Source organism: Microbacterium gubbeenense DSM 15944 (assembly GCF_000422745.1).
GTDB classification, from domain to species: domain Bacteria; phylum Actinomycetota; class Actinomycetes; order Actinomycetales; family Microbacteriaceae; genus Microbacterium; species Microbacterium gubbeenense.
This window is the reverse complement of the sequence record NZ_AUGQ01000002.1, coordinates 12,240-26,844: the sequence shown is the minus strand read 5'-3', so window position 1 is coordinate 26,844 and position 14,605 is coordinate 12,240. Positions and strand designations below refer to the sequence as shown.

16 protein-coding genes are annotated in these 14,605 nt (G+C 68.0%); 15 read left to right on the top strand and 1 reads right to left on the bottom strand.

The genetic code is table 11. The features are described from left to right. Positions 1–6 precede the first annotated feature (6 nt). From hisB to G510_RS0102110, 4 genes are all read left to right on the top strand, one after another. Positions 7–612 carry an imidazoleglycerol-phosphate dehydratase HisB gene (gene hisB / locus G510_RS0102125; protein ID WP_029152249.1) on the top strand — a complete coding sequence of 202 codons (606 nt, stop codon included), beginning with the start codon at positions 7–9 and terminating at the stop codon, positions 610–612. Then, positions 612–1,256: an imidazole glycerol phosphate synthase subunit HisH gene (gene hisH, locus G510_RS0102120; RefSeq protein ID WP_036321674.1), complete on the top strand. Its 645-nt coding sequence runs from the start codon at positions 612–614 to the stop codon at positions 1,254–1,256. Before hisB ends, hisH begins: the two co-directional genes overlap by 1 nt. 82 nt (positions 1,257–1,338) lie before the next feature. After that, positions 1,339–2,085, top strand: a complete 747-nt coding sequence (priA, locus tag G510_RS0102115; protein WP_029152247.1) for a bifunctional 1-(5-phosphoribosyl)-5-((5-phosphoribosylamino)methylideneamino)imidazole-4-carboxamide isomerase/phosphoribosylanthranilate isomerase PriA — start codon at positions 1,339–1,341, stop codon at positions 2,083–2,085. Further along, a complete protein-coding gene (locus tag G510_RS0102110) occupies positions 2,069–2,884 on the top strand; it encodes an SseB family protein (protein WP_084644160.1) in 816 nt (271 codons plus the stop codon). The genes priA and G510_RS0102110 overlap by 17 nt, the downstream gene beginning before the upstream one ends. A gap of 15 nt (positions 2,885–2,899) precedes the next feature. Here G510_RS0102110 and G510_RS0102105 read toward each other — a convergent pair whose 3' ends face one another. Next, positions 2,900–3,313, bottom strand: coding sequence for a DUF1844 domain-containing protein (locus G510_RS0102105; RefSeq protein ID WP_029152245.1), 414 nt, complete (start codon positions 3,311–3,313; stop codon positions 2,900–2,902). Positions 3,314–3,585: 272 nt separating this feature from the next. Between G510_RS0102105 and infC the strand changes: the two genes are divergently transcribed. From infC to pheT, 11 genes are all read left to right on the top strand, one after another. After that, positions 3,586–4,191 carry a translation initiation factor IF-3 gene (gene infC, locus G510_RS0102100; protein ID WP_084644159.1) on the top strand — a complete coding sequence of 202 codons (606 nt, stop codon included), beginning with the start codon at positions 3,586–3,588 and terminating at the stop codon, positions 4,189–4,191. Between the two features lie 78 nt (positions 4,192–4,269). Further along, the gene (gene rpmI / locus G510_RS0102095; protein WP_029152243.1) at positions 4,270–4,464 is read left to right on the top strand and encodes a 50S ribosomal protein L35; all 195 of its coding nucleotides are present in this window, start codon (positions 4,270–4,272) and stop codon (positions 4,462–4,464) included. Positions 4,465–4,502: 38 nt separating this feature from the next. Then, on the top strand, positions 4,503–4,886 hold the full coding sequence (gene rplT, locus G510_RS0102090; protein WP_029152242.1) for a 50S ribosomal protein L20: 384 nt from the start codon (positions 4,503–4,505) through the stop codon (positions 4,884–4,886). Positions 4,887–4,992: 106 nt separating this feature from the next. After that, positions 4,993–5,811, top strand: coding sequence for a TrmH family RNA methyltransferase (locus G510_RS0102085; RefSeq protein WP_029152241.1), 819 nt, complete (start codon positions 4,993–4,995; stop codon positions 5,809–5,811). A 74-nt stretch (positions 5,812–5,885) separates the two neighbouring features. After that, on the top strand, positions 5,886–6,626 hold the full coding sequence (locus G510_RS0102080; RefSeq protein WP_051216211.1) for an amino acid ABC transporter ATP-binding protein: 741 nt from the start codon (positions 5,886–5,888) through the stop codon (positions 6,624–6,626). 58 nt (positions 6,627–6,684) lie between these two features. Next, positions 6,685–7,584 carry a glutamate ABC transporter substrate-binding protein gene (locus G510_RS0102075; RefSeq protein WP_029152239.1) on the top strand — a complete coding sequence of 300 codons (900 nt, stop codon included), beginning with the start codon at positions 6,685–6,687 and terminating at the stop codon, positions 7,582–7,584. Positions 7,585–7,650: 66 nt separating this feature from the next. Next, positions 7,651–8,307, top strand: coding sequence for an amino acid ABC transporter permease (locus G510_RS0102070; protein WP_029152238.1), 657 nt, complete (start codon positions 7,651–7,653; stop codon positions 8,305–8,307). Continuing rightward, positions 8,304–9,203: an amino acid ABC transporter permease gene (locus G510_RS15070; RefSeq protein ID WP_051216279.1), complete on the top strand. Its 900-nt coding sequence runs from the start codon at positions 8,304–8,306 to the stop codon at positions 9,201–9,203. Before G510_RS0102070 ends, G510_RS15070 begins: the two co-directional genes overlap by 4 nt. A 70-nt stretch (positions 9,204–9,273) precedes the next feature. Next, positions 9,274–10,677: a hypothetical protein gene (locus G510_RS17375; RefSeq protein WP_051216206.1), complete on the top strand. Its 1,404-nt coding sequence runs from the start codon at positions 9,274–9,276 to the stop codon at positions 10,675–10,677. A 31-nt stretch (positions 10,678–10,708) separates the two neighbouring features. Then, positions 10,709–11,749: a phenylalanine--tRNA ligase subunit alpha gene (gene pheS / locus G510_RS0102055; protein ID WP_029152237.1), complete on the top strand. Its 1,041-nt coding sequence runs from the start codon at positions 10,709–10,711 to the stop codon at positions 11,747–11,749. Continuing rightward, positions 11,749–14,253, top strand: a complete 2,505-nt coding sequence (pheT, locus tag G510_RS0102050) for a phenylalanine--tRNA ligase subunit beta (RefSeq protein WP_029152236.1) — start codon at positions 11,749–11,751, stop codon at positions 14,251–14,253. Before pheS ends, pheT begins: the two co-directional genes overlap by 1 nt. Positions 14,254–14,605: the final 352 nt, after the last annotated feature.

Genomic DNA, 14,605 nt, shown 5'->3' with positions numbered 1-14,605 from the left:
CGAGCTATGACCAACGCCCGCATCGCGTCCCGCACCCGCACGACGAGCGAATCGTCGATCGAGCTCGAGCTCGACCTCGACGGCACCGGCTCGAGCTCCATCGACACGTCCGTGCCCTTCTTCGACCACATGCTCACGGCGTTCGCGAAGCACTCGCTGACCGACCTGCGCGTGAAGGCGACGGGCGACACGCACATCGACGTGCATCACACGGTCGAAGACACCGCGATCGTGCTCGGTCAGGCGATCCGCGAGGCACTCGGAGACAAGACCGGCATCTCGCGCTACGGCGATGCCCTCGTGCCGCTCGACGAGGCGCTTGCGCAGGCGGTCGTCGACATCTCGGGCCGTCCCTACCTCGTGCACACCGGCGAGCCGGCGGGGTTCGAGATGCACCTCATCGGCGGACACTTCACGGGGTCGATGGTGCGCCACGCCTTCGAGGCGATCACGTTCCACGCCGGCCTCACGGTGCACGTGAACGTCCTCGGCGGCCGCGATCCGCACCACATCGCCGAGGCTGAGTTCAAGGCGTTCGCGCGTGCGTTCCGTCAGGCGAAGTCGCTCGACCCGCTCGTCGTCGGCGTGCCGTCGACCAAGGGCGCCCTCTGATGGCATCCGAGCGGCCCTTGGTCGCTGTGCTCGATTACGGTTCGGGCAACGTCCACTCGGCGGTCAAAGCGCTCGAGAAGGCCGGCGCCGACGTGCGCCTCACCCGCGATCGCGCGCTCGTCGCCGAGGCGGATGGGCTGCTCGTGCCCGGCGTGGGAGCGTTCAGCGCCGTGATGGAACAGCTCGAATCGATCCGAGGCGGCGAGCTCATCGAGCGTCGCCTGGCCGGCGGCCGGGCCGTGCTCGGCATCTGCGTCGGCATGCAGGTGATGTTCGAGCGCGGCATCGAGCGCGGAGTCGATACCGAGGGGCTCGGCGAATGGCCGGGCGTGGTCCGGCCGCTCGATGCGCCGGTCATCCCGCACATGGGCTGGAGCTCGCTCGAGGTCGGGCAGGGGTCGCGCCTGTTCGCCGGCCTCGAGTCCGAGCGCTTCTACTTCGTGCACTCGTACGCCGCGCAGGAGTGGACGCTCGACGTGCAGCCGCCGTTCCCCATCCCGTCGGTCACCTGGTCGACGCACGGATCGCGCTTCATCGCGGCGGTCGAGAACGGGCCGCTGACGGCGACGCAGTTCCACCCCGAGAAGTCTGGCGACGCGGGCATCGCGGTTCTGCGCAACTGGCTCGGCACCCTCGTGGCGTAGGCGAGTTGGGCGGAACGGTCGGCGACGGCTAGCGTTGTCAGTTGTGTGGTCTGCGGGAGGTCCCCGCAGCCGATCTGGAGACATGAACGACTTCGCTTCGACCCCCAAACTGACCCTGCTGCCCGCCGTTGACGTGGCAGACGGCAAAGCCGTACGCCTCACGCAGGGCGAGGCCGGCTCCGAGACGAGCTACGGCGACCCGATCGAGGCCGCCGAGCAGTGGCGCGACCAGGGCGGTGAATGGTTGCACCTGGTCGACCTCGACGCGGCGTTCGGGCGCGGCAACAACACCGCGATTCTGCGCAAGGTCATCAAGCACATGAAGGGCGTGAGCGTCGAGATCTCGGGCGGCATCCGCGATGACGCCTCGCTCGAGGCTGCCCTGGCCTCCGGCGCCGAGCGCGTCAACCTCGGCACCGCGGCGCTCGAGAACCCCGACTGGACGGCTGCCGTCATCGCCCGATACGGCGAGGCGATCGCCGTCGGCCTCGACGTGCGCGGCACGACGCTCGCAGCTCGAGGCTGGACGAAGGAGGGCGGCGACCTCTGGGACGTTCTCGAGCGGCTCGAGCAGGCCGGCTGCCCCCGCTATGTCGTCACCGATGTCACGAAGGACGGCACCCTCAAGGGGCCGAACCTCGACCTGCTCCGCCAGATGACCGAGCGCACCGATCGCCCGGTCGTCGCTTCCGGCGGAATCTCGAGCCTGGACGACATCGCCGCCCTGCGCGAGCTCGTGCCGCACGGCGTCGAGGGCGCGATCGTCGGCAAGGCGCTCTACGCGGGCGCGTTCACGCTCGCCGAGGCGCTGGATGTCGCCGCACAGTGACGGATCGGGTGCGGAGGGCGCGCAGCCGCGCCTTCCCGCCCACCTGAGCGGTAACACCGCGGATTCCGCGGGGCAGGCCTGGGAGGGTCGCGCGTTCCAGCCGAACCCGGCCGCGGGCGACGACGGATCCGCAGATCCCGCGCTGCTGGCCGCGCTCGTCGACTTCCGGGAAGGATCCGGCGGAGGCGAGGGCGTCGTCAACGCCCTGCGCCGCGCGCGCGTGCTCGTGCCGCTCATCGCGGAGAAGGGCGACGAGGGCGTCGGCCCCACGGGCCTCGCCGTCGACAAGACCCAGGAGCTGTCGATCGTGACGGTCGCGGCTCCCGACGGCCGCAAGGTGCTTCCGGCCTTCACGAGCGTCGACACGATGCGCGCGTGGAACCCGCTCGCGAGGCCGATTCCGGTAGTGGGCACGCGTGCGGCTCTCGCCGCCGCGGGGGAGGACACCGACCTCATCGTCCTCGACCCGACGAGCCCCACCGAGTTCGTCGTGCGCCGACCGGCGATCTGGGCGATCGCGCAGGAACAGCCCTGGGAGCCGTCGTGGCTGAGCACCGAGGTCGCCGAAGCGTTCCACCGGTCGATCGGATCGGAGCTCGCGGTTCAGGACATCGCGATCTCTGCCGGCGACCCGGAGGCGCGCCTGCATGGTCCGGAGCTGATCGTCACGCTCACGCTGGTGGCCGGGCTCGAGCGCGCTGAGCTCGACACGATCCTCGGCCGCCTCGCGAAGCGGTGGGCGGCGGAGGATCGCATCGCGGTCCTCGTCGACTCGATGCAGGTGCGCATCGAGTCGTGACGAGGCCCGTTCCGGTCAGCTGACCGGGCCCGTGTACTTCTCGCCGGGGCCCTTGCCGTGCGCATCCGGGATGGGCGAGATCTCGCGGAACCGCAACTGCAGGGAGCGCAGCCCATCGCGGATCGGACGAGCGTGCATGTCGCTGATCTCCGGGGCCGCGGTGGTCACGAGACCCGCGAGCGCGTTGATGAGCTTGCGGGCCTCATCGAGGTCGACCCACTCGTCGGCCTGGCCCTCTTCGCCGAGGCCGAGCTTGACCGCGGCGGCGCTCATCAGGTGAACGCAGCTTGTCGAGATGACCTCGACGGCGGCCACGTCGGCGATGTCGCGAGCGGCGTCCGTGGCGGCCGCGGCCTGCTCGTTCGCCTCCCACTTCGCCATGCGGTCGGAGTCGAAGGAATAGGCGTGCTCGCCGGAGGTGGTGCTCATCAATGTCTTTCTGTTAGACTGCTTCGGGCTCCGGAAGTGATTCCGGACGAAAGAGGATCTTCATCCCACCCGCGCTTGCCGTTCCAGGCTACCGGGTCACGTAACACTCCGCTCGCCGACAGGCGGGTTGGGGCGAGTCACAGGCTTGCTCGATGGGTGGTGCGCGCGCGAACCTGCGTCTCGCACGGGTGGATGGTGATGATTTCTCCCGCCCGTGGCGCGATCTTCGTGCGACGGTGGCTCACCGACTACCGCACCATTAGGAGTACCGCATCAGCGATCCCCGTATCAACGAGCGTATTCGCGTTCCCGAGGTCCGTCTCATCGGCCCGGGTGGCGAACAGATTGGCGTCGTCCGCACCGAGGTGGCGCTTCGTCTTGCTCAGGAAGCAGACCTCGACCTCGTCGAGGTGGCTCCTGACTCGCGTCCCCCCGTGTCCAAGATCATGGACTACGGCAAGTTCAAGTACGAGGCTGCGCAGAAGGCCAAGGAAGCACGTCGCAACCAGGCCAACACGGTGCTCAAGGAAGTTCGCTTCCGTCTGAAGATCGATCAGCATGACTACGACACGAAGCGCAAGCGCGCGGAGGGCTTCCTCCAGGCGGGCGACAAGGTCAAGGCCATGATCCTGTTCCGCGGACGCGAGCAGCAGCGCCCCGAGATGGGCGTGCGCCTGCTGATGAAGTTCGCCGAAGAGGTCGGCGAGCTCGGTGTCGTCGAGTCGCGACCGAAGATCGATGGCCGCAACATGGTCATGATCATCGCGCCGGTGAAGAACAAGTCCGAGGCCAAGGCCGAGCAGAACGCCAAGCGCGCCGTCAACAAGCAGGCGGCCCGCGACGCGAAGCACTCGTCCGACAGCTCCGCGGCCGCGTAGTCACACCCATATGTCTTCCCGCCGCGAGGCGGGTCGCCCCACGTCGCCCCGATGGGCGCACACGTCAAGGAAAGAACAATGCCGAAGCAGAAGACCCACTCGGGCGCCAAGAAGCGCTTCAAGATCACCGGCAGCGGCAAGCTCAAGAAGCAGCGCGCGGGCATGCGACACAACCTCGAGCACAAGTCGAGCCGTCGCACCCGTCGTCTGAACCAGGACCAGATCGTCTCGAGCAACGACGTGAAGGCCATCAAGAAGCTCCTCGCCCGCTGAGCCGCTCGAATCTCGTTACGCGTTAAGGAAAAAAAGTCATGGCAAGAGTTAAGCGCGCAGTAAACGCGCACAAGAAGCGTCGCGTCATCCTCGAGCGTGCCTCGGGCTACCGTGGCCAGCGTTCGCGTCTGTACCGCAAGGCCAAGGAGCAGGTCACTCACTCGCTCGTCTACGCCTACCGCGACCGTCGCAAGCGCAAGGGCGACTTCCGTCGCCTGTGGATCCAGCGCATCAACGCTGGCGCCCGCGCGAACGGTCTCACGTACAACCGTTTCATCCAGGGTCTGAACCTGGCCGGTGTCGAGGTCGACCGTCGCATGCTCTCCGAGCTGGCGACGAACGACGCCGCCACGTTCGCCGCGCTGGTCGAGGTCGCGAAGGGCGCTCTGCCCTCCGACGTCAACGCGCCGAAGGCCGCGTAAGCGCGCACTTCTCTCGAAGGGGCGTCCCGTGTGGGGCGCCCCTTCGTCGTGCGCGGTGAACGCGCCGCGGATCCGTTCGCGCGCCGCGCGCCGTTACTCTGGAGGCATGCTCGAGAACCCCCGCGCCGCGCGCGTCCGCACCATCCGCAAGCTCTCCCAGCGCACCGTTCGCCGCGAGACCGGGCGCTTCCTGCTCGAGGGACCTCAGGCGGTGCGGGAAGCGCTGACATATCGCCCCGACCTCGTCGAGGATCTGTTCGCGACGCCGACGGCGCTCGAGAAGCACGGCGACATCCGCACCCTCATCGACGACGCGCAAGCCGAGAACCCTGACCTCGAGTGGGAGTACGCGGACGAGGCGGTCATCGACGCGATGAGCGACACCGTCACACCGCAGGGCTTCGTGGCCGTCGCGAAGCAGAACCCCACCGGGCTGAAGGACATCTTCGCGTCCGAGCCGAAGCTCGTCGTGATCTGCGAAGAGGTGCGCGACCCGGGAAACCTCGGCACGATCCTGCGCGCCGCGGATGCTGCGGGAGCGGACGCGGTTGTGCTGACGGGACGCACGGTCGATCCGTTCAACCCGAAGGTCGTGCGCTCCACGACCGGATCCCTCTTCCACGTGCCGTTCGCGGTCGACGCCGATCTCGCCGACGTGACCGGCCGTGCGCGCGGCGCGGGGCTGCAGGTTCTCGCCGCCGATGTGAAGGGCGACGACCTCCTCGGTGTGCGCAGCGAGGGCGCGCTCGAGAACCCCACCGCCTGGGTGTTCGGCAACGAGGCGCGCGGCCTGACCGGCGACGACCTCGCCCTCTGCGATCGTGCGCTGCGGCTGCCGATCTACGGTGCGGCCGAGTCGCTGAACCTCGCGACGGCGGCAAGCGTCTGCCTGTACGAGACGGCGTTCGCACAACGCTCGATGTAAGCGTTATGTAACAGCTGGAATTCGTCGGCGCGCGCTATGGCGGCCGGGCGGGAATTGTGGATAAGCTGACCCGCATGGCAGAGCCTCTTGTAGTGATTGACCACGTGCAGAAGCACTATGGTGAGTTTCACGCCCTGAAAGACATCAATCTGACCGTCGACCGCGGCGAGGTCGTCGTGGTGATCGGTCCGTCGGGGTCGGGTAAGTCAACCCTGTGCCGCACGATCAACAGGCTCGAGACGATCACGAGCGGTTCGATCTCGATCGACGGCAAGGAACTCCCCAAAGAGGGGCGCGAGCTCGCGACCCTGCGCGCCGAGGTCGGCATGGTGTTCCAGTCGTTCAACCTGTTCAGCCACCTGACGATCCTCGAGAACGTCACGCTCGGCCCGATCAAGGTGCTCAAGCTCAGCAAGGCTGATGCCGAGAAGGAAGCGCGCCAGCTGCTCGACCGGGTCGGCATCGGCCACCAGGCCGACAAGCTGCCGGCACAGCTCTCCGGCGGTCAGCAGCAGCGCGTCGCGATCGCACGATCGCTCGCGATGCACCCCAAGGTGATGCTCTTCGACGAGCCCACCTCGGCGCTCGACCCCGAGATGATCAACGAGGTCCTCGACGTGATGGTCGACCTCGCGAAGGAGGGCATGACCATGGTGGTCGTGACCCACGAGATGGGGTTCGCTCGGAAGGCGGCCGACCGCGTCGTCTTCATGGCCGACGGCGAGATCGTCGAAGAGGCAGACCCCGAGACGTTCTTCACGAAGCCGCAGTCGAACCGCGCGAAAGACTTCCTCTCGAAGCTTCTCACCAAGTAGGTCCCTATGACGAGCGCCCACAGCAGGGCGCGAGTCTCAATCCCAGCAGGAGGAAAACATGCGTAAGTTCCGGAACTTCGCGGTCGCAGGCCTCGCAGCGGGGGCGCTCTTCGCGCTCACCGCGTGCAACAGCGGATCGCCGACCGACCCCGCGGGCGGCGGCGACGCACCCGAGCAGGAGGTCGCGGAGGACGTCGCGCTCGAAGGCAGCGACACGTACGACCGCATGGTCGAGAACGGCGGCCCGACGATCGGCGTCAAGGAGGACCAGCCCGGTCTCGGCTACCTCGACGTCACGACCGGCGAGCGCAGCGGCTTCGACATCGAGATCGCGCGCTGGATCGCCGCGTCTCTCGGCTTCGAAGAGGACGACATCACGTACGAGCCGATCGCTTCCGCGAACCGCGAGCAGGCGATCATGAACGGCGACATCGACTACTACGTCGGCACCTACTCGATCACCGATCAGCGCAAGGAGCAGATCGACTTCGCGGGTCCGTACTTCGAGACCGGTCAGGGCTTCCTCGTCTCGGCCGACAGCGAGATGACCGAGGTCACCGACGTCTCCGACTTCAACGGCATGAACGTCTGCTCGGCGACGGGCTCGACGCCGATCCAGAACATCAAGGAGAACTTCCCCGAGATCAACGCGAGCGAGTACGACATCTACTCGCAGTGCGTCGAGGACGTTCTCAGCGGCAAGGTCGACGCGGTCACCACCGACGCGGCGATCCTGATCGGCTACGCGGCCCAGGACCCGGACAACCTCAAGGTGCTCGACGGTCTGTTCACCGAGGAGCGCTACGGCGTCGGCATCCCCAAGGGCGACTCGGCCCTGCAGGAGCACATCAACACGCTGTTCACCGACGGCGGCGACAAGTGGCAGGAGATCTTCGACGCGACGCTCGGACAGTCGGGCATCGAGATCGAGCAGCCCGAGGTCGACGCAGCCAGCTGATGACTCGCGGTGAGGGGCGGCTTTCTCGCCGCCCCTCACCGATCTACTCCAGAAAGAGGAGGACGCGTGGACGTCATCTTCGAGAACCTCGACCTGTGGCGACAGGGCATCGGCTTCACGCTGCTCGTGTTCTTCTTCGGGGGAACCATCGCGATCGTGCTCGGCACGATCGTCGGGGCGATGCGCGTCTCGCCGGTGCCGGTGGCGCGCGCGGTCGGCACGCTGTACGTCAACCTGATCCGCAATACGCCGCTGACCCTCGTGTTCTTCTTCTTCGTGTTCGGCTACAGCGCTCTGGCGCTTCCCAACCTGTCGAACACGGTGCTCGGCATCATGGCGATCGGCGTCTACACCGCGACGTACGTGGCCGAGACGCTGCGCGCCGGTATCAACACCGTTCCGGTCGGCCAGGCCGAGGCAGCGCGCGCGATCGGCCTGCCGTTCGGGCAGGTCATGTCGCTCGTCGTGCTGCCGCAGGCCTTCCGGTCGGTGGTGCCCCCGCTCATGAGCGTGATCATCGCCCTCCTGAAGAACACGACCGTCGCGGCCGGCTTCGGCATCGGCGTGCTGCCCCTGCTGCAGTCGACGATCTCGAACTCGCACACGAGGCCGGGCACGCCGATGGAGGTGCTGCTCTGGGTCGCGGCGATCTTCGTTGCGCTCGTCATGCTGCTCACCTGGTTGCAGCGAACTCTTGAGAACCGATGGAGGATCGCGCGATGACTTCCGTCCTGTATGACGTCCCGGGCCCGCGCGCCAATCGTCGCAACTCGATCCTCGCGGTCGTCACGATCGTGGTGGTCATCGCGATCGTCGCCTTCGTCCTCTGGCGCTTTGCGCTCAGCGGCCAGTTCGAGGCCTCGAAGTGGAACGTCTTCACCTTCACGACGGTGTGGGTGCAGATCGGTTCGATGCTGCTCAATACGCTGAAGGCGTTCGCCGCCGCGGCCGTGCTGAGCCTGGCCGTGGGCTTCATCCTCGCGATCGGACGGCTGTCCGACCACAAGTGGGTGCGCATCCCCGTGACCGTGATCACGGAGGCGTTCCGCGCGATCCCCGTGCTCGTGCTCATGATGATCCTGTACTACGGTCTTCCGACGCTCGGCATCAAGATGGAGCCGTACTGGGCGGTCGTGCTCGCGCTCATGGTGTACAACGGAGCCGTTCTCGCCGAGGCGCTGCGCGCCGGCGTCGAGTCGCTCCCGCGCGGCCAGCGCGAAGCGGGCTTCTCGATCGGTCTGCGCAAGAGCGGCGTGATGATGCTGATCCTGCTGCCGCAGGCGATCCGCGCCATGCTCCCGGTGATCATCGCCCAGCTCGTCGTGACGATGAAGGACACGGCGCTGGGGTTCATCATCACGTACCACGAGCTGCTCTACTACGCGAAGCTGCTCAGTACGCAGCCGGGGCGCCCGATCCTCCAGGCCGCGCTGATCATCGGTGGCATCTACATCATCATGTGTCTGCTGCTGTCGTGGTTCGCGAACTGGCTCGAGAAGCGCACGCACCGCAACCTGAAGAACCCGCACGTGGCAGAGCGCGACCCCGCGGCAGACGACGACGCGACGCTGACGTCGGTCATCGGAACGCAGGATCTCGACCGGCTCGGCAAGCCGTAGCGCAGGGTGTTGTCAAGGCGGGGCGGGTGCGACTAACAGCACCCGCCCCGCTTCCGTCATACTGGAAGACATGCGCCCGAATTCGCGTTCGACGACGTCCTTCCGCACCCGAACCCTCGTCGGGGTCGCCGCCATCGCGATGGTGATGGCCGCCTTCGTGCCTCAGGCCGCGCTCGCCGAGACCGAGGCGCCGCCGCAGGCGGTCGACTTAACCGATATCCCGACGCCGGACCAGGGCGACTACGAGGGGTCGACGGGCGAGCATGAGGCGAACCCGGGCGACTATGCCGCGACGCAGGAGGGGCAGCTGCACGCCGACACCCTCAAGGGCTTCGACCCCGGCTACCTGATCAGCGACGCGAAGATGTACACCTCCGGCACCATGTCGGTGGCACAGATCCAGCGCTTCCTCGACGGCAAGGTGCCTCGCTGCCAGTCGGGCTACACGTGTCTCAAGGACTTCGCGCAGACGACCCGGACCAAGGCGCCCAACTCGTACTGTTCCGGCACATACAAGGGCGCATCCCGCGAGTCGGCCGCCGCGATCATTTCGAAGGCCTCGAAGGCCTGCGGCGTCAGCGAGAAGGTGCTGCTCGTGGTCCTGCAGAAGGAGCAGGGCCTCGTCACCCACACCTGGCCGAGCGACTGGCGCTACCGCATCGCGATGGGCTACGGATGCCCCGACGGCGCGGCGTGCGATTCGCAGTACTTCGGCTTCCAGAACCAGGTGTACATGGCGGCCAAGCAGCTGAAGCGGTACACGAAGGACTCGTCCTTCAACTGGTACCCCGTCGGGAAGACCTCCCAGGTGCGCTGGCACCCGAACGCGTCGTGCGGATCCGGACCGGTCACGATCCGCAACAACGCGACCGCTGCGCTGTACTACTACACGCCGTACCAGCCGAACCGCGCCGCGCTCGCGGCCGGCTACGGCGCGGCGAACGATGCGTGCGCGTCGTACGGGAACCGCAACTTCGTGAACTACTACACCGACTGGTTCGGCGGTTCCGGCGGCGGCGGCAGCAGCCAGCCCGCACCGGTCTCCGTGCACCGCTTCTGGTCGTCGACGTTCGACAACGCGCATTTCTACACGACGAACGCGTCGGAGGCGAACAAGCTGCGCACGAGCGACCGCAACTGGAAGTACGAGGGAACCGACTTCCGCGCATGGCAGGCATCGAACGGATCCTGCCGAGCCGGCACCGTCGCGATCCATCGCTTCTGGTCGTCAAAGTTCGAATCGCACTTCTTCACCTCGAACGCCGCCGAGGCGAAGACCGTGCGCGAGACGGATCGCAACTGGTCGTACGAGGGCACCGGCTTCTGCGCCGCGACATCGGGCACGCCCGTGTACCGGTTCTGGAGCGAGACGTTCGGCAAGCACTTCTACACCGCGAACCAGTCGGAGGCCAACACGATCCGGCGAACGGACCGCAACTGGTCGTTCGAGGGCACGGCCTTCTACACACCGTGACCGCCAGGAGCTCCCGGTAGGCTCGACTCTCGTGTCTGACGTACCCGAGATCACTCCCGAAGCGGTGGAGACCGCCGTCGCCGATGCGCTTACCGCGGTCGTCGACGCCACCGATACCGCGTCCCTGAAACAGGCCCGATCCGCGCACCAGGGCGAGGGCAGCCCGCTCGCGACCCTCAACGCCCAGATGCGCCATGTCGCGAAGGAGCGCAAGGCCGAGGCCGGCAAGCTGCTGGGGCAGGCGCGCGGCCAGGTGAACCAGGCGTTCTCGGCGCGCGAGGCCGAGCTGAAGGCGACGGAGGACGCGGCGCGCCTCGAGGCCGAGCGCCTCGACATCACGGCGATCGCGAGCCGCAATCGCGCCGGCGCACGTCACCCCGTCCTCCTCATGCAGGAGGCGCTCGCCGACCTCTTCGTCGGCATGGGGTGGGAGATCGTCGAGGGCCCCGAGCTCGAGCACGAGTGGTTCAACTTCGACTCGCTCAACCTCGACGAGGACCACCCGGCGCGTCAGGAGCAGGACACCTTCTTCGTCGACCCGGTCGAGCGACACCTGGTGATGCGCACGCAGACGAGCCCCGTGCAGATGCGCACGATGCTCGAGCGCGAGGTGCCGATCTACATTCTGTCGCCCGGCAAGGTCGCGCGCACCGACGAATTCGACGCGACCCACCTGCCCGTCTTCACGCAGGCCGAAGGGCTCGTCGTCGACAAGGGCATCACGATGGCGCACCTCAAGGGCACGCTCGATCACATCGCGAAGCAGCTGTTCGGGTCTGAGGCCGAGACGCGGCTGCGCACGAACCACTTCCCGTTCACCGAGCCGAGCGCCGAGTTCGACCTGTGGCACCCGACGTTCACGGGCGGCGCTCGATGGATCGAGTGGGGCGGCTGCGGCATGGTGAACCCGAACGTGCTGCGCGCGGCGGGCATCGATCCCGAGGTCTACAGCGGCTTCGCGTTCGGCATCGGCATCGAGCGGGCGCTGATGTTCCGCAGTGACGTACAGGATATGCGCGACATGGCCGAGGGCGATGTGCGCTTCAGCGAGCAGTTCGGGATGGTGATCTGATGCGCGTTCCGCTTTCGTGGCTGCGCGAGAACGTCGAGATGGCAGACGGTACGTCGACCGACGACGTGTTCGCGTCGCTCGTGTCGGTCGGCTTCGAGGAGGAAGAGGCCATCGGCTTCGACGTCCAGGGCCCGATCGTCGTCGGCCAGGTCGTCTCGTTCGAGGTCGAGCCGCAGAAGAACGGCAAGCTCATCCGCTGGTGCCAGGTCGATGTCGGCGAGGCCCACGGCGGCGTGCGCGGCATCATCTGCGGCGCGCAGAACTTCGAGCAGGGCGACAAGATCGTCGCGACGCTTCCGGGCGCGGTGCTCCCGGGACCGTTCCCGATCGCCGCCCGCAAGACGTACGGCCATACCTCGGACGGCATGATCGCCTCCGCCAAGGAGCTGGGCCTCGGCGACGACCACGACGGCATCATCCGCCTGTCCGAGTGGGGCCTCGATCCCGCCGTCGGCACCGACGCCATCGCGCTGCTCGGGCTCGATGACGTCGCCGTCGACGTGAACGTGACGCCGGATCGCGGCTACGCGCTCTCGATCCGCGGGCTCGCCCGCGAGTACGCGCTCGCCACGGGGGTCCCCTTCGAGGATCCCGCCGAACGCCCCGCATCGGACGTCGCCGCCGGAGACGGCTTCGCGCTCGCGATCAATGACGAGCGCCCGATCCGCGGCAACGCCGGCGTGAAGCAGTTCGTCGTGCGCACGGTCGACGGGGTCGACCCGTCGCGCCCGACGCCGCCGTGGATGCGCTCGCGCCTGCAGCTCGCGGGCATGCGCTCGCTCGGTCTGCTCATCGACATCACCAACTACGTCATGCTCGAGCTCGGAAACCCGATCCACGGCTACGACGCCGATCGCCTGTCGGGCGGCATCACGGTGCGCCGCGCGAACCCGGGGGAGAAGCTCACGACCCTCGACGGTGCGGAGCGCGCCCTCAGCGACGAGGACCTGCTGATCACCGATGAGTCCGGCCCGATCGGGCTCGCGGGCGTCATGGGCGGTCAGACGACCGAGCTCGGCGACGACACGACGAACGTCGTGATCGAGGCCGCCGCGTTCGACTCTGTGTCGATCGCCCGCACCGCGCGCCGCCACAAGCTGCCGAGCGAGGCGTCCAAGCGCTTCGAGCGCGGGGTGGACCCGCTGGTCGCGCACGCCGCGGCGCAGCGCGTCGTCGACCTGATGGTCGAGCTCGCGGGCGGAACTGCCGGATCCATCGGCACCGAGCTCGCCTACGAGCACGACGTCGTCACGATCGAGCTGCCCGAGAACTTCGCGAGCGAGCTCGTCGGCGTCGATTACGCCCCCGAGCGCCAGCAGCAGATCCTCGAGCAGATCGGCTGCGCCGTCGTGCGCACACCGTCCGGGTTCGAGGCGACCGCGCCGACGTGGCGCCCCGACCTCACCGACAAGTGGACGCTCGTCGAGGAGATCGCGCGCGTCGAGGGGCTCGAGAAGATTCCGTCGATCCTCCCGACGCCCCCGTCGGGCCGCGGCTATACGCGCGAGCAGAGCGCCCGGCGCCGCATCGCCGACGTGCTCGCGGCGACGGGGCTCGTCGAGACGGTCACCTTCCCGTTCGTGGGGGAGAAGGTCAACACGCTCCACGGATCCGCATCGGGAGAGCCCGCCGCGGCGATCCGGATCGCGAACGCGCTGGATCAGACGGCGCCGTTCCTGCGGCGCTCGCTGATCCCGGGCCTCGTCGCGACCGCGCACCGCAACCTGGCGCGCGGCACGTCCGACCTGTCGATCTTCGAGATCGGCAGCGTGTTCCTCCCCGAGGAGGGCGTGGCCTACGGCACCGACTTCAACCTGCCGCGCGCCGTGCGCCCGACGGACGAGCAGCTGGCGCAGATCCACGCGGCGATCCCGCCGCAGCCGCGCTATGCGGGCGTGCTGTTCGCGGGAGACATCGCGCCGAAGCAGCCCGGCCGCGCGGCGGAGGCAGCCGGTCTGTCGTCGGCGCTCGACGCGGTGCGGGCGATCGGCGAGGCCGCGGGGGTCGAGATCGAGGTCGTGCAGACCCAGCGCGCCGCGCTGCACCCCGGGCGCGCGGGCGCCCTCATCGTGGCGGGCGAGCGCGTCGGCTATGTCGGTGAGCTGCACCCTGACGTCTCGAACGAGGCCGACCTGTTCGGCCGCGTCACCGTCGCCGAGCTCGACCTCGACCGCGTGATCGCCCTCGCTGGCCACCGCGTGACGGCCGCGCACCTGTCGTCCTACACGGCCGCGACCCAGGACGTGTCGCTCGTCGTCGGCGCCGCAACGCCCGCCGCCGAGGTGCGTGCCGCCCTCGTCGAGGGTGCGGGCGAGCTGCTCGAGAGCACCCGCCTCGTCGACGACTACCGCGGCCAGGGCCTGGAGGAGGGGCAGAAGTCGCTCACCTTCGCCCTGCGCTTCCGCGCCGCCGACCGCACCCTGACGGCGGCAGAGGCCACGGAAGCGAAGATGGCCGGGGTCGAGGTCGCGGCAGAGCGCTTCGGCGCGCACATCCGCGACTGACGGCTGAGAAGGGCGAGGGATCCGCGGATCCCTCGCCCTTTTTCGCGCGCGGAACGAGGCGAACACGCGATGCGTACCACCTGTTTCACAGGCTTCTCCAGGCTCGGCACCAGGTTTTTGATAGTGTCGTGTGGTGCCCGTGCGACAGCGCGGGGGTGGAGGTCGAGCGCCAGGTGCGCTCCCCGCACCGCGATCGCCGTGACACACACGCGCGTGTTCGCCGCGCTTTCCGTTTCCTGACGCTCAGTGCGCTTGCGCGCGCCCGCGTCCAGTACCAGTCGCGAGAGGAGAAGTGCCCCGGGTCATTCGCTCGTCCGATGTCGGCAGCAGTGGCCCAGGTTCGTATACGTCA